At 71.6% G+C, this 16,980-nt stretch carries 13 protein-coding genes; 5 read left to right on the forward strand and 8 right to left on the reverse strand.

Annotated features, from left to right (window positions below; all coding sequences use genetic code 11):
* Nucleotides 1-39: 39 nt before the first annotated feature.
* Entirely contained in the window at nucleotides 40-999 is a 960-nt protein-coding gene (locus tag BKA15_RS11440) for a helix-turn-helix transcriptional regulator (protein ID WP_179750845.1), read from the reverse strand.
* Nucleotides 1,000-1,062: 63 nt separating this feature from the next.
* On the opposite strand from BKA15_RS11440, the gene BKA15_RS11445 reads away from it, so the two are divergent.
* Together BKA15_RS11445 and pdxR are read left to right on the forward strand one after the other, a co-directional pair.
* Nucleotides 1,063-2,163: an epoxide hydrolase family protein gene (locus BKA15_RS11445; RefSeq protein ID WP_179750847.1), complete on the forward strand. Its 1,101-nt coding sequence runs from the start codon at nucleotides 1,063-1,065 to the stop codon at nucleotides 2,161-2,163.
* A gap of 1,140 nt (nucleotides 2,164-3,303) precedes the next feature.
* Nucleotides 3,304-4,671, forward strand: coding sequence for a MocR-like pyridoxine biosynthesis transcription factor PdxR (pdxR, locus tag BKA15_RS11450; protein WP_179750849.1), 1,368 nt, complete (start codon nucleotides 3,304-3,306; stop codon nucleotides 4,669-4,671).
* On the opposite strand, the gene BKA15_RS11455 is transcribed toward pdxR, so the two are convergent.
* Nucleotides 4,658-5,506: an NAD-dependent epimerase/dehydratase family protein gene (locus tag BKA15_RS11455; protein WP_179750851.1), complete on the reverse strand. Its 849-nt coding sequence runs from the start codon at nucleotides 5,504-5,506 to the stop codon at nucleotides 4,658-4,660. The two genes, pdxR and BKA15_RS11455, sit on opposite strands and share 14 nt — an antisense overlap.
* Nucleotides 5,507-5,515: 9 nt before the next feature.
* Nucleotides 5,516-6,454 carry an RNA polymerase subunit sigma-70 gene (locus BKA15_RS11460; protein ID WP_179750853.1) on the reverse strand — a complete coding sequence of 313 codons (939 nt, stop codon included), beginning with the start codon at nucleotides 6,452-6,454 and terminating at the stop codon, nucleotides 5,516-5,518.
* Nucleotides 6,455-6,569: 115 nt separating this feature from the next.
* Between BKA15_RS11460 and BKA15_RS11465 the strand changes: the two genes are divergently transcribed.
* A complete protein-coding gene (locus BKA15_RS11465) occupies nucleotides 6,570-7,310 on the forward strand; it encodes a DUF899 family protein (RefSeq protein ID WP_179750855.1) in 741 nt (246 codons plus the stop codon).
* A 24-nt stretch (nucleotides 7,311-7,334) separates the two neighbouring features.
* On the opposite strand, the gene BKA15_RS11470 is transcribed toward BKA15_RS11465, so the two are convergent.
* The 5 genes from BKA15_RS11470 to guaB form a co-directional block, all read right to left on the reverse strand.
* The gene (locus tag BKA15_RS11470; protein WP_179750857.1) at nucleotides 7,335-8,213 is read right to left on the reverse strand and encodes a galactose-binding domain-containing protein; all 879 of its coding nucleotides are present in this window, start codon (nucleotides 8,211-8,213) and stop codon (nucleotides 7,335-7,337) included.
* A 7-nt stretch (nucleotides 8,214-8,220) separates the two neighbouring features.
* Entirely contained in the window at nucleotides 8,221-9,804 is a 1,584-nt protein-coding gene (locus BKA15_RS11475) for an alkaline phosphatase D family protein (RefSeq protein WP_179750859.1), read from the reverse strand.
* Between the two features lie 188 nt (nucleotides 9,805-9,992).
* Nucleotides 9,993-11,543 (reverse strand): glycerol-3-phosphate dehydrogenase/oxidase, encoded by a 1,551-nt coding sequence (locus tag BKA15_RS11480; protein ID WP_179750861.1) that lies wholly within the window; start codon nucleotides 11,541-11,543, stop codon nucleotides 9,993-9,995.
* Between the two features lie 13 nt (nucleotides 11,544-11,556).
* Nucleotides 11,557-12,660, reverse strand: a complete 1,104-nt coding sequence (locus tag BKA15_RS11485) for a GuaB3 family IMP dehydrogenase-related protein (RefSeq protein ID WP_179750863.1) — start codon at nucleotides 12,658-12,660, stop codon at nucleotides 11,557-11,559.
* A 31-nt stretch (nucleotides 12,661-12,691) separates the two neighbouring features.
* Nucleotides 12,692-14,221, reverse strand: coding sequence for an IMP dehydrogenase (guaB, locus tag BKA15_RS11490; RefSeq protein WP_179750865.1), 1,530 nt, complete (start codon nucleotides 14,219-14,221; stop codon nucleotides 12,692-12,694).
* A gap of 312 nt (nucleotides 14,222-14,533) precedes the next feature.
* On the opposite strand from guaB, the gene BKA15_RS11495 reads away from it, so the two are divergent.
* Nucleotides 14,534-15,553 carry a LacI family DNA-binding transcriptional regulator gene (locus tag BKA15_RS11495; protein WP_312878958.1) on the forward strand — a complete coding sequence of 340 codons (1,020 nt, stop codon included), beginning with the start codon at nucleotides 14,534-14,536 and terminating at the stop codon, nucleotides 15,551-15,553.
* Nucleotides 15,550-16,971 carry a glucuronate isomerase gene (gene uxaC / locus BKA15_RS11500; protein ID WP_312878959.1) on the forward strand — a complete coding sequence of 474 codons (1,422 nt, stop codon included), beginning with the start codon at nucleotides 15,550-15,552 and terminating at the stop codon, nucleotides 16,969-16,971. Before BKA15_RS11495 ends, uxaC begins: the two co-directional genes overlap by 4 nt.
* Nucleotides 16,972-16,980 lie beyond the last annotated feature (9 nt).

Here is a 16,980-nt window from a genome sequence, read left to right on the forward strand (position 1 = left end):
ACCTTGATCAACTCCGGTGTCCAGCGGACCGGAGCTTGATCAACTCGGCGGACCGGCGGCCCGGAGCGACCGCTCACTGAGCCGGCGGAGGTAGTTGATCAACTCCGGCGGCTCGTGCACGACGAACTCGCAGTCGAGCCGGAACAACCGGAAGGCGAGGAACTCGATCGTGTCCTCGTGGCTGACGTACCGGCAGCCGTCACCCTCGGGCGTCAGCCCGTCGCGGCCGCCGAACCGACGGGCCACCCGGTCGACCGGCGCGGCCAGCGTGACCACGGCCCGGTACACCGGCGCCCGCGCATACACCTGGCGACGGACCAGCGCCTCGACGCTCTCGGCCGGCAGGTCCCGTGGCCGGAACCGATGCCCGGTCGGCCGCAGGGTGCCGATCCGGTCCACCCGGAACGTCCGCCAGTCGCCGCGGTCGAGGTCATATCCGAGCAGATACCACTGGCCCGTCTGCGCGACCAGGCTGCGCGGCTCGACGTTCCGGTCGGTCGACGAACCGTCGGCGGCGACGTAGTCGAACCGGAGCCGCTCGGTGTTCTCGATCAGGCCGGCCAGCCGGGTGAGCAGGTCCGGGTCGACCGACGGGTCGTCGCGCAGGGTGAACGGCACGGTCGCCGCGCCGAGCGTGCCGACCCGGCGCCGGAGCCGCTTCGGCAGCACCTGCTCGAGCTTCGCGAGCGCCCGTACCGCCGTCTCCTCGATCCCGGTCACGGCCTGGCCGGCGGCGATCCGCAGCCCGATCGCGATCGCGACCGCCTCGTCGTCGTCCAGCAGCAGCGGCGGCATCGCGGTCCCGGCGACCAGCCGGTAGCCGCCGTCCGGACCCATCGCCGCTTGCACCGGATACCCGAGCGCACGGAGCCGGTCGATGTCGCGCCGCACCGTCCGGGTGGTCACCGCGAGCCGGCGGGCCAGCTCGGTGCCGGACCAGTCCCGCGGCGTCTGCAGCAGTGACAGCAGGTTGAGAAGTCGTTCCGACGGATCACCCATGGCGTCCAGGATTCTAACTGTGTAGGACAGGATCCGTCCTACACGACGCCTAGGGTCGTCGACATGACCACACAGCTCAGGCCCTACCGCATCGAGATCCCGCAAGCCGACCTGGACGACCTGCAGTCCCGGCTGGCGAACGCCCGACTGCCGCGCAGCCTGCCCGGCGACGGCTGGAGCCGCGGCGTGCCGACCGACTATCTGCGCGAGCTCGCCGACTACTGGCGGACCGGCTTCGACTGGCGCGCCCAGGAGGCGCGGCTGAACGCCTTCCCGCAGTTCGTGACGACCATCGACGACGTCGACGTGCACTTCCTGCACGTGAGGTCCGGCGCCCCGGACGCGGTGCCGTTGTTGATCACCCACGGTTGGCCCAACTCGGTGGCCGAGTTCGTCACCCTGATCCCCGAGTTGATCAAGCTCGGGTACGACGTCGTCGTGCCGCACGTGCCCGGCTTCGGGTTCTCCGGCCAGCCGCAGGCCGCCGGGTTCGGCGTCGGCGACGTCGGCCGGCTGTGGGCGGAACTGATGCGGCGACTCGGCTGTCAGCGGTACGGGGTGCAGGGCGGCGACCTCGGCGTCTACGTCGCACAGGAGACCGCGAAGGCCGATCCGGAGCACGTGATCGGCGTCCACCTGGACAGCGGGATCGGGCTGCCGACCGAGGACCTGCTGCCGGACCTGAACGCCGAAGAGCGGGCCGTCTACGACCAGATCCAGCAATGGGCCGGGCAGGGAGTTGATCATCATCTGCTACTGCGGCACTACCCGCAGACGATGGCGTACGGCTGGAACGACTCTCCGGTCGGGCTGCTCGCCTGGCTGATGCAGAAGTTCCACGAGTTCACGTTCGTCGTGCCCGAGCCGCAGCAGGCGATCGACCGGGACCTGCTGTTGATCAACGCGTCGATCTACTGGTTCACCCAGACCGCGGCCTCGTCGTCCTGGTTCATGTTCAACAGCGAACGCTTCGTCTGGCCCGGCGGCCAGCAGGCCGCGCCGACCGGCGTCTACAGCGGTCCGCCCGGGATCCGTCGGCTGGCCGAGCTCAGCAACGACGTCCGGCACTGGGGCACCGACAACCCCGGCAGCGGTCACTTCATCGCGATGGAGCAGCCGGCCGCCCTGGCCGCCGACATCGACGCTTTCTTCGCCTCCCTCTGACCGCAGCCGGTGCGCACCCGGATGTATCCGCGGCGCGGGTTGGCGCCCGTACGGCAGGTTCGCCCCGACCGCGACTGTTCCGCGCAGCCGCGATCGCTGCACGAGTCGCGGATGGGTAGAGCGGTCGCGGATGGAGAGGATTGGTCGCAGTGGAGGGGAGCGGTCGCGTGGCGCGAGTCGCAGATGGACGCAGGGCGCGCCGATGGTCATATGGCGGCGCGAGCCCCGGGCAGTTCGGGTGGCGGCGCGAGCCCCGGGCAGTTCGGGTGGCGGCGCGAGCCCCGGGCAGTTCGGGTGGCGACGCCGGCCGCGGGCGGTCCGGGTAGGCGGCGCGGCGAGCGCTCCTGGGCGCGGCTATCGCCCTGGACGCTCGATCCACACGCGAGCGATCATGCTGTCGCAAATCTGCAATGCAAAGCCCCTCGAGAAGCCGAGAAACCGATTACACGAGGCGTTGCGTTGCAGATCTGTGACACTCGCCCTGAGCGTGGAACTCCGACGCCGAAACAGGGCGGTCCGGGCCAGATCCGAGCCTCCGCCCACACCCTCCGCGGAGGCTGCACCAGTCGCGGATGCGCGGAGCAGTCGCGGGACTCGCGTGGACCCCGCCAGGACCGCCGCGCCCGCCCGTACCCGCGGCGGTCAGCCCACGCGCCGCCGCCTACCGTCGATGCCCAACCGCGACCATTCCTCGCAGCCGCGACCGATGTACCAGTCGCGGCTACGAGGAACGGTCGCGGATTGGTTCGGGACGAGCGGCGCGAGTCACGGACAGGCCCGGGCGGGCGGCGCGAGTCGCGAACAAGCCCAGGCAGGCGGCCGCGCCCGCCCGTACCCGCGGCGGCCAGCCCACGCGCCGCCGCCTACCGTCGATGCCCGACCGCGACCATTCCTCGTAGCCGCGACCGATGTACCAGCCGCGGCTACGAGGAGCGGTCGCGGATTGGTTCGGGGCGGGCGGCGCGAGTCACGGACAGGCCCGGGCGGGCGGCGCGAGTCACCACCAACCCAGGCAGGCGGCGCGAATCACCACCAGGCCCTCGCGGGTGGCGCGAGTCACGAAACCAGCCCTCGCGGGCGGGCCGAATCGCAGATCGGCGGGTGGGCAGGTGGCCGGGGTGGCGGCAGACTTGGCGGGCGATGGGACTCAATGATCTTGATCTGTTGCTCGACGTCCGGCGTGGTCCGGGGGTCGGGCGTTCATTGCGGGACGCGCTGCGTGGGGCGGTCCGGGACGGCCGGTTGGCGCCGGGGACGCTGTTGCCGGGGACGCGCAGCCTAGCGGTGGAGCTCGGGGTGTCCCGGGGCACAGTGGTGGAGGCGTTCGAGCAGTTGATCGCCGAGGGGTGGCTGGTCGGGCACCCCGGATCCGGGACTCGGGTCGCGCAGGCCCCGGCGACGACGGCGCCGGCCGGCGGTACGGGCAGCGAGCCGAGCATGATCGATCTTCGGCCGGGCCGGCCCGATCTCGGCTCGTTCCCGCGCACGGTCTGGGCGGCCGCGGTCCGGCGGGTGCTCGCCGCGATCCAGGCGACGGCGCTCGACGTACCCGATCCGGCGGGGCTGGCCGAGATCCGCCGCACCCTGGCCGGCTATCTGGCCCGGACCCGCGGTGTCCGGGCCGGCGCCGGGTCGATCATGATCACGGCGGGCTTCACGCACGGGCTGGCGATCCTGGCGCGCGCGTTCCGCCGGCTCGGGATCGAGGAGATCGCGACCGAGAGTCCGTGTCTGGCGCGGCACCGGCGGTTGCTCGCGGCCGGTGGGCTCCGGCTCGCCGCGCTGACCGTCGACGACGACGGCGCCGATCCCGACGACCTTGCGGCCGGGACCAGGGCCGCGCTGCTCACGCCGGCCCACCAGCACCCGTACGGCGTCGCGCTGGCCGCGGATCGCCGCGCGGCCTTCCTGGACTGGGCCCGGTCCGCGAGGGCGTACCTGATCGAGGACGACTACGACGGCGAGTTCCGCTATGACCGGACTCCGGTGGCGGCGCTTCAGGCGGCCGCTCCGGAGCGGGTGATCTACGCCGGTACGGCGAGCAAGGCGCTGGCCCCGGCGCTGCGGATCGGCTGGCTGGTGCTGCCGCCGGCCCTGATCGAGGCCGCCCGGGAGACCGCCGACGAACTCGGCGCGACGGTGCCGGCGATCGATCAACTGGCCCTGGCCGACCTGATCGAACGGGGCGACTACGACCGCCAGGTACGGCGAGCGCGGCGCAGCTATCAGCGCCGCCGCGGCGAACTGGCCGCCGCCCTGGACACCCCACCGCTCGGGCTGGACGCCGGCCTGCACGCACTGGTGCCGCTGCCGGACCCGGCCAGCGAACACACGCTGGTCGACCGGGCCGCCTCCGCCGGGCTGCAGGTGTACGGGCTCAACGCCCCCGTGCACTGGCACGCGCCCGGCAGCACGGCGGCCGGTGTGCTGATCGGGTACGCGACGCCGCCGGACCACGCCTGGCGGCGGGCGCTGGAGCGGCTCGGCCCGCTGCTCAGAACGCCGTGAAGCCGTCCCGCCAGGAGCGGTAGACCGGCGCCCAGCCCAGCCCGCGGGCCTTCCGGTTCGCCACCCCGCGGACCCAGACGGGCCGTTCCTCCGTCGAGATCGCCGGGTCCGCTGCGCCGACGGCCCGGCAGAAGACGGGCATCCAGTCGGTGCCGGCCGCCGGTTCGTCGTCGGTCACGTTGACCGGGCCGCTCGGCCAGTCCAGCGCCTGCACCGCGGCCGCCGCGGCGTCGTCGACGTGCAGGAAGCTCGTCACGTCGCGGTTCGCGACGAGCCGGCCGGCCCGTGCCTCGTCGACCTTCAGCCCGTCCGGGGCATACCAGGTGTCCGGCCCGTAGAAGAGCCCGTACCGCAGCAACACCGTCTCGGGCACCTCCGCCGCCGCCTGCTCGGCCTCGAGCACGCTGCCGACCAGGGACCGCCGGGCCGCGTCGCCGTCGAGGTCGAGCGGCTCATCCTCGTCGGCCAGGCCGGGGCCGGGCGCGTAGATCCAGCCGAGGCTCTGATGCACGAAGCGGCGGACGCCGGCGGCCAGCGCGGCGTCGACCAGGTGCCGGGTGCCCTCCCGGCGCAGCTTCGCGTTGGCCGCGACGTCGTACACGACGAGGTCGGTCAGCTGGTTCATGATCAAGTCGGGCCGGGCCGCCGCGACGACCTCACGCACCCGGTCCCGGTCGTACGCGTCGACGACGACCGGCTCGGCGCCCAGGGACTGCAGGAACTCGGCCTTTTCGGAGCGCCGGGTGGTGCCGGTAACCCGGTGCCCCTCCTTGATCAACAGCGGAACGATCCGGCGGCCGACGGCGCCGGTCGCACCGGCGAGGAATACATGCATGGCTCGAAATTAGCCGGATACGTGAGCGCGGTCCTGGTCCGGTGGGCTGCCGATTCCGTGGTCCGGTCGGAGGGTGGCCGGGAAGCCGAAGGCCTGCACGTGGTGGGCGCCGACGAAGGCGTTGCTCTCGATGATCCGGCCGTTCTCGACGCGGAGCACGTCGACGACCGTCGCCTGGTACAACTCGGAGCCGGGGTCGCAGAGATAGCAGAGCTGGGCCGGGCGCCCGTTGGCGACGGCGGGGAAGGTGCGCCAATCCAGCCCGCGGCCCAGGAATTCGGCGGCGGCGTCGATGCCGATGATCGCCGGGGCGGGCGGCATCGTGATGCGGACGTCGTCGGCGAGCAGCGCGCGGAAGTCCGCGGGCTCGATCGCCGCCGCATACCGGCGCAGCACGTCCTCGTCGGTGGCGGTGAGTTCCGGCCGGGCCCAGCGGTACCGGTCCTCGGGCGCCCGGTCGCGAAGGGTCCGGCGGCCGCGTTGCAGCAGGCTGTTCACGGCGGTCCGGGACAGGCCGAGGCTCTCGCCGATCTCCGCTGGGGTCCAGCCCGACACCTCGCTCAGCACGAACACGGCCCGTTGCCGGGGCGGCAGGTGCATCAGCGCCGCGATCAGCGCGAGCTCGACCGTCTCGTTGGCCAGCACGCCCGAAGCGGGATCACCGCCCGGCTGCTGCGGAAACGGGCCCAGGTCGGTGCTCCACTCCAGCGCGTCCCCGGACGGCACCGTTCGACGTACCGCGGATTTGCGCTGGTCCAGGTAGAGGTTGGTGGCGATCCGATAGAGCCAGGTGGCCAGGGCGGCGCGGCCCTCGAAGCGGTCCCGCGACCGCAAGGCACGCAGGAACGTCTCCTGGACCAGATCGTCGGCATCGGCGACGTTGCCGGTGAGCCGGTAGCAGTGCGCGCGCAGCCGCGGCCGGTGCTCCTCGAGAGAGTCGTCCGTCATCCTTGTCGGCCTTCCGGTGGTGATCCGAAATCAGCGTACCGACGACCGATGACAGTCCCCGTGGTCGCTCGTCCAACCCTGTGTGACCGTTCCGACGAGTACGAGGAGAACCGCAATGCCAGCAGTACCGGAAGTCGTCGACCGCGACGCGTGGGTGCAGCAGCGCAACGCCCTGCTGGGCCGGGAGAAGGCCCACACCCGCGAAGGCGACGCCATCGCAGCCGCCCGGCGACGACTGCCGATGATCAAGGTCGACGCCCAGGCCAAGCTCCTCGGCGAGCACGGCCCGGTGCCGTTCCTGGACATCTTCCAGGGCCGCGACCAGCTGATCGTCTATAAGCACATGTGGTGGCCGGGCGCCGGCATCGAAGGGCAGTGCGAGGGCTGTACGGCCTCGCTGTTCGACGTCCACGACACGAGCTACCTGCACCACCGGGGCGTGTCCTTCGCCGTGTTCGCCGATGCGCCGTGGGACGAGATCGCGCCGTTCAAGGAGTTCATGGGCTACCCGTACGACTGGTACTCGGCGACCGGCGTCGAGGACGAAGCGGTCGCCAGCAGCCTCGACGCCGAACGGGGCAACTACTCCTGCTACCTGCGCGTCGGCGACGACGTCTATCTGACGTACGAGGTCACCGGCCGCGGCGTGGAGACCGCCATGGTGCAGGCCCACCTGCTGGATTTGACGGTCTACGGCCGTCAGGAGGAGTGGGAGGACTCACCAGCTGGCTGGCCGCAGCACCCGACGGCCAGCTGGTGGCAGCGCGACGGGCGACCGGTGCCGCAGTGGAGCCGGCCGGGCGCCGCTCCGGCCGATCCGAGCCTCGGCCAGGCCGCCCGGAAGCACTGCCACTGACCGGCTGCGCCCGGCCGATCCGGGTCAGCTCCCGTACACCTCGAGCTCGACGATCCGGGAGTACGTGTTGTCGTTTCCGGCCAGGCACAGGATGCGGACTTGGTCGGCCCGGACCGGGTCGAAGGTGCTGGTGACCCGACCGGCCTGGTTGCCGCGGACCTCGGCGACCGTCGTCCAGCCGCCGGCGCCGCTGCGCACCTGGACGTCCCAGTCCTTGAGGCCGACCGATCTCGCCGGGTAGCGGGCCGAGTCCAGCGTGCTCAGCACGACCTTGTTGATCATGGTCGGCTCGGCCAGCGCGACGTCATAGGTGTCCGGGAAGGCGGCCCGGGTGCCGTCGTTCCAGCCGGTCAGGGTGTCCCAGTGTTCGGAGTCGGCGTCGCCGTCGACGGCGCCGCAGAGTTCGAAGTTGCCGTGCGTCGACGACGCGGCCGCCTGCTCGCCGAGGGCGAGGTTGCTGCCGGGATCCTTGCCCGGCAAGGGATTCACCCGCACCGGTACGTCGAGCCGGCTGCGGTCCAGGCGCAACGTGATCTTGTGGTCGCCGGGCTCGGTGTCCCGCGGCACCCGGACCTCGACCGGCGCGGACACCGGCTGGTCCGGGTCGGTGGCCGGCAGCCAGGACGAGAAGATGTCGCGGGACAACTGCAGCGGGCCGGTCGGGTCCAGGAACAGGTCGGCGTAGCGGCTCTCCGAACCGGTGTTGATCATGGTCAGGGTGAGCTGGCCGGGCAGGCAGGGCAGCCCGACGACGTCGAGCCGCTCGGGCGTCGTCGAGACCTGGACCGTGCTCCGGGTCGGCGCGGCGGCGGGCGGCTCGGCCGTCGCGGGTACGCCGAGCAGGGTCAGGCCGACGGCCGCGAGCAGGACGGCGGCGGTCCGGGGTCCGGGGACCTTGATCATGATCGCCTCACAGGGTCTGGATCTCGGGGCGGCCGTCCTCGACCAGGAGCTTGGCCCGGGTGCTGACGGTGCCGTTCGGCACGGTGACCTTGTCGACCACGCGGAAGTCACTGATCCAGCGCTCCGGGGTGACACTGCAGCTGACGTACCCGCGCTGGAAGTTGCAGTACTTGATGTGCGGGTTCTCCTTGAGCAGCGTCGCGCCGCCCGGGTCGAGGTCCATCCCGTCCAGCCCGGAACTGATCGAGGTGCCGACGAACTCGGTGCCGACCGCCGGCGAGTCGGGATCGTCGAAGTCGAGCCGGAGGTCGGACGCGACACTGCGGTGTAGGTCGCCGCCGATCGAGACCAGGTTGCGGACGTTGCGGTCGCGGGCACCGCCGAGGACCCGGCTGCGGGAGGCCTCGTAGCCGTCCCAGGTGTCCATCGGCACCACCACGCCCGCGCCGTCCTGGACGTCGAGCCGGGCCAGCGCGTTCTGCTGGGCCAGCACGTTCCACCGCGACCGGGAAGCGGCCCAGCCGTCGAGCAGCCACTTCTCCTGCGCGTCGCCGGTCAGGGTCCGGGCCGGGTCCTTCGTCTCCGGGCCGGGCGGCTTGGACCCGTCGCCGTACGCCTGGTCGGAGCGGTACTGCCGGGTGTCCAGCACGCTGAACTCGGCCAGCTTCCCGTACCGGAAACGGCGGTAGAGCTGGAGGTCCGGACCTTGCGGCTGCTGGGCCGCCCGCAGCGGCATGTGCTCCCAGTAGGCCCGGAACGCGTTGGCCCGGCGGACCAGGAACTGGGCCGGCGGTGCGCTCGGGTGGGCCTCGTCGGCCCAGTTGTTGATCACCTCGTGGTCGTCCATCGTGACGACCCACGGTGCCGACGCGTGCGCCGCCTGCAGGTCCGGGTCCATCCGGTACGAGGCGTACCGGTTGCGGTATTCGTCCAGGGTCACCGTCTCCCGGGTGACGTAGTCCTCGCCGGAGTGCGGCCGGACCCCGCGGTCGATGCCGAACTCGTAGATGTAGTCGCCGAGGAAGACGACCAGGTCGTGCTGCCGGGCGGCCAGGTCGGCATGAGCCGTGTACCAGCCCTCCCACCAGGCCTGACAGGACGCGAACGCCAGACTCAGTTCGGGGATCGCCGCGTCGGGAGCCGGGGCTGTCTTGGTCCGGCCGACCGGGCTCAGCTGCCCGTGGGCCCGGAAGCGGTACCAGTACTCGCGCCACGGCCGCAGCCCCCGGACGTCGACGTGCACCGCGTGGCTCGCCTCCGGCCGGGCCTCGGCGACGCCCTCCTTGACGATCCTGCTGAACCGCTCGTCCTCCGCGACCTGCCACTGCACCGGCACCGGCCGGTAGTCCATCCCGCCGAATCGCTCCAGCGGCCGGGGGGCCAGTCGGGTCCAGATCACCACGGCATCCGGCAGCGGATCACCGGAGGCGACGCCGAGGGTGAACGGGTCCCGCGGCCGGCCCGAGCTCGGCGCCGCAGCGCGGGCCGGCTCGATCTCCGGCAGGTTGCCGGCCAGGGCCAGCGCGGCGGCCGCGCCGGTCACGGTCAGGAAGGTCCGTCGAGTGCTGCCGATCCCCCGGGTGCTCACCATCCCAATCGATCAACGGAAGATGATCAATTCCGGCGCCGGTGCGCGGCCAGGCCCTGAACGGCGTGTGAAGAGTCGTCCAGCCCGTTCGACAAGTCGGGACCGGCCACAACGTTCCCTGAGCCTGTCGAAGGGCAAGGCCCGATCCGGCTCGGCCCCCTTCGACAGGCTCAGGACATGCTTCGGCAAGCTCAGGGTGCGTCCGCCGTTCCGCCCGCCCAGCGCGCCATCAGGTCGGCGATCGCGGTGGTGGCGGTACGGCCTCCGTCGACCGTCTCGTACGCGATCCCGGTGCGGCGGTACAGGACGTCGTCGACGGTGACCGCGCCCTCGTGGGTGACGGCGTGGACGACCTCGGCGGCCAGGTAGTCCTCGGCGCCGAGCAGCGGCCGGGCCAGCTCAGGGTGATCCATGATCAACTCCAGCACCGGGTCGAGCGCGGACCCGTGCCGGCGGAGCAGGTGCTCCACCCGGGCGACGTGCAGCCCGGCCCGGCGGGCCAGCAGGTGCCGCTGGTTCCAGCGGGCGAAGTAGCCGTCGGCGCCGAGCAGCGGCACCCGGTCGGTGATCGGCTTCGGCACCAGCCCGCCGATCAGGCCGCCGGCGGCGTCGACGGCGCGCGCCGCGAGGTCCCGATAGCCGGCGGCCTCGGCGGTCACCGCCGTCACCAGGCCCGGGGCGGTGCCGACCCACTGATCTCGATCTCGCCCGGCGCCGTCGGTGATCACCGGATGACTCCCGGCATAACCGGCCGAGACGTCGGCCGGACCCAGCTCCCGGGCCAGCTGCGGGTTGACGGCGTCCAGGATCAGCCGGAGGTCATGATCATCGAACGGCCGGATCGGCCCGTCGCCGACCGGTGACCGGGACGGCCCGACGATCCAGTGCCGACCCCAGGGCACCAGCGAGATTCCATGATCAGCGAGCAGAATCCCGGTGGAGGCACGGATCCGGTCCCGCGGCAGCACCAGATAGGCCCGCCGCTGGCGCTCGATCCGGGGCAGCGAGATCCGGTCCCCCACCAGGGTCGGCGTGTTCGCCCCGGCCGCGATCACCACGGTGGCGGTGTTGATCACGAACTCCTCACCCGACAGCTCGTCCCGGGCCCGGACGCCGGTCACCGCACCGTCAGTGGTGATCAACTCGAGTGCCGGGCAGTGATGGGCCAGCGTGGTGCCGTACAACTCGGCGGTCCGGACCAGCGCCAGCACGAACCGGGCGTCGTCGCATTCCGCCTCGAAGTACTGCACACCGCCGGTGATCAACTCCGGCCGCAGTGCCGGCGCGATCCGGCGCACCGACCGCCGCGGCAGCTGCCGGTGCGCGGGCAGCAGCCCGGCCCGGCCGGTCCGCGGCACCGGAGCGTCCTGGGCGATCAGTTCGGCGGCGATGGCGACCCGGTCCCAGGGTGAGGCGACCGGCTGCAGCATCGGCACCCGGCGGACCAGGTGCGGCGCCAGCCGGTCCAGCAGCCGGGTCCGTTCCCGGCGCAGGACGGGGATGGCGCGCAGATCCTCGGTCCGGGTGCGCGGCCGCCCGGCCATGATCTTGCCGGTCCGGCCGGATGCCCCGCCGGCCCAGTCGACGGCCTCGATCAGCGCCACCCGCAGGCCGCGGGTGGTGGCGTCCAGCGCGATCCCGGCGCCGAGCACGCCGCCGCCCACGACGACGAGGTCGTACCGCGTCTTGGGCAGTTCGACCAGCGCCGCAGCCCGCTGGTCGACGTTCAGGCGTCCGTCCATCGAGGAGACAGCGTCAGCCGAGGACCACTTCGACCCGCTGGAACTCCTTGAGGTCGGTGTAGCCCGTGGTGGCCATGGCACGGCGCAGCGCGCCGACCAGATTCATCGTCCCGTCCGGCACCGTCGACGGGCCGCGCAGGATCTGCTCGAGCGTGCCGACGGTGTCGAACTTCGCCCGCTCGCCGCGCGGCAGTTCGGCGTGCCAGGCCTCCGGGCCCCAGTGGTAGCCGCGGCCGGGCGCCTCCTCGGCCTTGGCCAGCGGCGAACCGACCATCACGGCGTCGGCGCCGCAGGCGATCGCCTTCGCGATGTCACCGGACCGGCCGACCGAGCCGTCGGCGATCACGTGCACGTAGCGACCGCCGGACTCGTCCAGGTAGTCCCGCCGGGCCGCCGCGACGTCCGAGGTCGCCGACGCCATCGGCACCGCCACGCCGAGCACCGAACGGGTCGTGTACGCGGCACCGCCGCCGAAGCCGACCAGCACGCCCGCCGCTCCGGTCCGCATCAGGTGCAGTGCCGAGTGGTACGTGGCGCAGCCGCCGACGATCACCGGCACGTCCAGCTCGTAGATGAACTGCTTCAGGTTGAGCGGCTGCCGGACCGAGGACACGTGCTCGGCGGAGACCGTCGTACCGCGGATGACGAAGTAGTCGACGCCCGACTCGACCACCGCCTTGGCGTACTCGGCGGTGTTCTGCGGCGACAGCGCGCCGGCGGCCGGCACGCCGGCCTCCTTGATCTCGGCCACCCGTTTCAAGATCAACTCGTGGTTGATCTCGGCCGAGTAGATCTGCTGCATCCGCCGGGTCGCCTCGATCGGGTCGGCGATCGACGCGATCTCCTCGAGCAGCGGCTCCGGGTCCTCGTACCGGGTCCAGAGGCCCTCCAGGTTGAGCACCCCGAGCCCGCCGAGCCGGCCGACCGCGATCGCCGTCGCGGGCGACATGATCGAATCCATCGGCGCCGCGATCAGTGGGTGGTCGAACGTGTACGCGTCGATCCGCCAGGTCAGCGAGACCTCTTCCTCACCACGGGTCCGGCGGGACGGGACGATGGCGATGTCGTCGAACGCGTACGCCTGCTCGGCACGCTTGCTCCGACCGATGTCGATCATGAACTCCTCGAATCTCCTACGTCCGCAGCGGCTACTTGCCGGAGTAGTTCGGCGCCTCGACGGTCATCTGGATGTCGTGCGGGTGCGACTCGCGCAACCCGGCCGAGGTGATCCGGACGAACGTCCCGCGCTGCTGCAGCTCGGGCACCGTCTGCGCGCCGACGTACCACATCGACTGCCGCAGCCCGCCGACCAGCTGGTACGCCACCGCGGCCAGCGGGCCCCGATACGGCACCTGGCCCTCGATGCCCTCGGCGATCAGATGATCATCGGAGTCGGCGTCGGTCTGGAAGTAGCGGTCCCGCGAGTACGACGGCGTCCGGCGACCCCGGCTGGCCATCGCGCCGAGCGAGCCCATCCCGCGATACGCCTTGTACTGCTTGCCGTTGACGAAGATCAACTCGCCCGGGCTCTCGTCGCAGCCGGCCAGCAGCGAGCCGAGCATCACCGTGTCCGCGCCGGCCACCAGCGCCTTGGCGATGTCGCCCGAGTACTGCAGGCCGCCGTCGCCGATCACCGGCACCCCGGCCGGCTTGCAGGCCCGGGAGGCGTTGTAGATCGCGCTCACCTGCGGCACGCCGACGCCGGAGACGACCCGGGTGGTGCAGATCGAGCCCGGCCCGACGCCGACCTTGACGCCGTCGGCCCCTGCCTCGACCAGCGCCTTCGCCCCGTCGTAGGAGGCGACGTTGCCGCCGACGATGTCGACGCCCGCGGCGGCCCGCTCAGCCTTCAGCCGGCGCACCATGTCGATCACGCCGTGCGAGTGCCCGTGCGCGGTGTCGACGATGAGCAGGTCGACGCCCTCCTCGATCAGCGCCATCGCCCGCTTCCACGCGTCGCCGTAGAAGCCGACCGCGGCGGCCACCCGGAGCCGGCCCTGGTCGTCCTTCGACGCGTTCGGGAACTGGTCGGACTTGACGAAGTCCTTCAGCGTGATCAGCCCGCGCAGCCGGCCCTGGTCGTCGACCAGCGGCAGCTTCTCGATTTTGTTCTGGGCGAGCAGCTTCATCGCCTCGTCGCCCTTGATCCCGACGTGGCCGGTGACCAGCGGCATCTTGGTCATCACCTCGCCGACCAGCCGGGTCGGATCGGTCTCGAACCGCATGTCCCGGTTGGTGACGATGCCGAGCAGCTTCAGGTCGGCGTCCACGACCGGGACGCCGGAGATGTGGTAGCGGCCGCACATCGCGTCGGCCTCGCCGATCGTCGCGTCCGGCGAGATGGTGATCGGCTCGTCGACCATGCCGGCCTCGGACCGTTTCACCACGTCGACCTGGTGCGCCTGCTCCTCGATGGACAGGTTGCGATGGATGACGCCGAGGCCGCCCTGCCGGGCGATCGCCACCGCCATCCGCGACTCGGTGACGGTGTCCATCGGCGAGGACAGCAGCGGCACCTTGATCGAGATCCGGCGGGACACCCGCGAGGTCGTATCGGCCTCGGACGGATTCACGTCACTGAGGCCGGGCTGCAGCAGCACATCGTCGAAGGTCAGGCCGAGCGTGTTGAACGGATTCGGAACGCCGGCCGCCGTCAGATCACCGGGAGGCTGGGACACGAGACACCTTTCGCGCGCAGTAAGGACCTCATGCTAGTGCCCTCCGGCCACCGGCCCCAATCGCCCGCAACGGGGGACTTGGCGCCGCGTGTTCGCAGCCGGAACTCCCCCGATGCGGGAAGGTCGACCGGGCACCGCCAAGCTGGCAAGTCATGGCAAACGTTTGTCACCGGTTGCCGAGTGTGCTTTTCTGCCTGTGCGAGCCGAGTCGGGAGCGGGAACCCGAGGGCCCGTACCGAATCGAGGCGATCGAGGAGGATCGAGGCGTTGTCAGAAGCAGGCGGGGCTGACCGACCGGCCACGATCGGCGATGTGGCCGCCGCGGCGGGCGTCGCCGCGTCCACGGTCTCCCGGGCGCTGAACAACCCGGGCCGGGTCAACGCGCGCACCCGGGAACGGATCGAGAAGATCGCCGCCGAACTCAACTACGTGCCGAGCACCCAGGCCCGCGCCCTCTCGTCGGGCCGGACCCGGACCGTCGCGCTGCTCGTCCCCGACATCACGAACCCGTTCTACTTCGACCTGATCCGGGGCACCCAGCACCAGCTGAAGGCGGCCGGCTACACCCAGTTGCTGGTGGACACCGAGGAGTCGGCCGAGGTCGAGGCGGAGGCGTTGGACCGGCTCCGGACGGCGACCGACGGCGTCATCCTGACCGCCTCCCGGCTGACCGACGACCAGATCATCGCGACCCACCGGACCCGGCCGATGGTCACGATCAACCGCAACGCCGGCACCGTGCCGACGGTCGTGATCGACACCCCGACCGCGCTGCGGCAGGCGCTGGATCACCTGCTGGCCTTGGGACATCGGCGGCTGGCCTACCTCGGCGGCCCGGTCAACTCCTTCTCCAACGGGCTGCGCTGGAAGACCCTGGCCGAGGAACTGTCGGCCCGGCCGGGTCTCGAGATCGTCCGGCTCGGGCCGTTCGCGCCGACCATGACGTCGGGCGGCCCGGCCGTCGAGGCCGTACTCAATGCCGAGGCGACGGGCTGCATCGTCTTCAACGACCTGATCGCGATCGGGATGCTGGAACGCTGCCGGGCCCGCGGCATCGACGTACCCGGCCAGCTGAGCATCGTCGGCTGCGACGACATCTTCGGCGCCTCGTTCTGCCATCCGCCCTTGACCACGTGCACGGCACCGATCGAACGGGTCGGCCAGGTGGCGACGACGATGCTGCTGTCCCAGATCAATCCGGGGCTGGTCGGCCGGGCCCAGTCGCGGCGCAGCCTGACCCTGGTGCCGACCCACCTGACCATCCGGTCCTCCTCCGGACCTGCCCCCGTGCCTGTTGTTGCCGAACGTTCAAGAGACAAGGACCGCGTGTGACCGAGACCGCCGCGCAGATACTGCAACTGGACCCGGACCGGCTGTTCCCGGCCGATCCCACGATCCGTGCCCTGGCCCGGGAGTTGTACGAGCCCGTGGCCGATGCGCCGATCTATTCGCCGCACGGGCACGTCGATCCGGCCCTGTTGCTGGACAACGCGCCGTTCGGCGACCCGGCCGAGTTGTTGATCACTCCCGATCACTACGTGCTGCGCCTGCTGCACGCCACCGGGGTGAGCCTTGGTGATCTTGGTCGGGGCGATGCCGCCACACCTCCGGACGGCCGGGAGATCTGGCGGCTGCTCTGCCGGAACTGGTACGTCTTCGCCGGCACGCCGGTCCGCTACTGGCTCGAGTCGCAGCTGGCGGAGATCCTCGGCGTCACCGTACGGCCGAGCGAGGAGTCCGCGGATCGCTTGTACGACGAGCTTTCCGAGCTGCTGCAGAGCGACGAGTTCCGCCCTCGAACACTGTTCGACCGCTTCAAGATCAACGTTCTGGCGACCACCGACGACCCGGCCGATGATCTTGCCGCGCACCGGGCGCTGGCCGCCGACCCGACGTTCACCGGCCGGGTGCTGCCGACGTTCCGGGCCGACGGCTACCTGGACCCGAGCGTCGTCGGCTGGCCGGACCGGCTGGCCCGGCTCGCCGAGGCCGCGGGGTCCGGCACGGATTCGTACCGGGGACTGATCGAGGCGCTGCGGGCCCGCCGCCGCTACTTCATCGAGCACGGCGCGACGGCCACCGACAACGGCCCGTTCGACGCCTGGGGCACGCCGCTGCCGGACAACGAGGCGGAACGGATCCACGCCGCCGGTCTGGCCGGCACGGCGAGCGTCGAGGACGGCGTCGCGTACCGGCGGAACCTGCTCTACCAGCTGGCCGCCATGTCGGCCGACGACGGCCTGGTGATGCAGTTGCACCCCGGCGTGCACCGCAGCCACCACGCCCCGTCGCTGGCCCGCTACGGGACCGACGCCGGTCATGATCTTCCCGCGGTCGGCGGCTACACCGAGCCGCTGCGCCGGATCCTGAACGACTTCGGCACCGACGCGAACTTCCGGCTGGTGCTGTTCACGGTCGACGAGACCACGTTCTCCCGGGAGATCGCCCCGCTGGCCGGCTTCTACCCGAGCGTCTACGCCGGTGCCCCGTGGTGGTTCCTGGACACCCCGGCCGCGATCGGCCGCTACCGGGCCGCGGTCACCGACAGCGCCGGCTTCTACAAGACGTCCGGCTTCATCGACGACACCCGAGCCTTTCTGTCCATCCCGGCCCGGCACGACATGTCCCGCCGCACCGACGCCGTCTACCTGGCCGAGTTGGTGGCCACCCACCAGCTCGACCTGGCCGAGGCCCACACCATCGCCCAAGACCTCGTCACCACCATCCCCAAGACCGTCTTCCGCCTCTAAAAACCCGCC

Origin of the sequence: Microlunatus parietis (genome assembly GCF_013407955.1) — a bacterium.
GTDB classification, from domain to species: Bacteria; Actinomycetota; Actinomycetes; order Propionibacteriales; family Propionibacteriaceae; genus Microlunatus; species Microlunatus parietis.

What these genes read in the sequence shown, in the direction of transcription:
- pdxR (WP_179750849.1), top strand. Translation starts at nt 3,304, where the DNA reads ATGGGACTCAATGATCTTGATCTGTTGCTCGACGTCCGGCGTGGTCCG.
- BKA15_RS11455 (WP_179750851.1), bottom strand. Translation starts at nt 5,506, where the DNA reads ATGCATGTATTCCTCGCCGGTGCGACCGGCGCCGTCGGCCGCCGGATC.
- BKA15_RS11485 (WP_179750863.1), bottom strand. Translation starts at nt 12,660, where the DNA reads ATGATCGACATCGGTCGGAGCAAGCGTGCCGAGCAGGCGTACGCGTTC.
- BKA15_RS11440 (WP_179750845.1), bottom strand. Translation starts at nt 999, where the DNA reads ATGGGTGATCCGTCGGAACGACTTCTCAACCTGCTGTCACTGCTGCAG.
- BKA15_RS11470 (WP_179750857.1), bottom strand. Translation starts at nt 8,213, where the DNA reads ATGATCAAGGTCCCCGGACCCCGGACCGCCGCCGTCCTGCTCGCGGCC.
- BKA15_RS11445 (WP_179750847.1), top strand. Translation starts at nt 1,063, where the DNA reads ATGACCACACAGCTCAGGCCCTACCGCATCGAGATCCCGCAAGCCGAC.
- BKA15_RS11465 (WP_179750855.1), top strand. Translation starts at nt 6,570, where the DNA reads ATGCCAGCAGTACCGGAAGTCGTCGACCGCGACGCGTGGGTGCAGCAG.
- BKA15_RS11480 (WP_179750861.1), bottom strand. Translation starts at nt 11,543, where the DNA reads ATGGACGGACGCCTGAACGTCGACCAGCGGGCTGCGGCGCTGGTCGAA.
- BKA15_RS11460 (WP_179750853.1), bottom strand. Translation starts at nt 6,454, where the DNA reads ATGACGGACGACTCTCTCGAGGAGCACCGGCCGCGGCTGCGCGCGCAC.
- BKA15_RS11475 (WP_179750859.1), bottom strand. Translation starts at nt 9,804, where the DNA reads ATGGTGAGCACCCGGGGGATCGGCAGCACTCGACGGACCTTCCTGACC.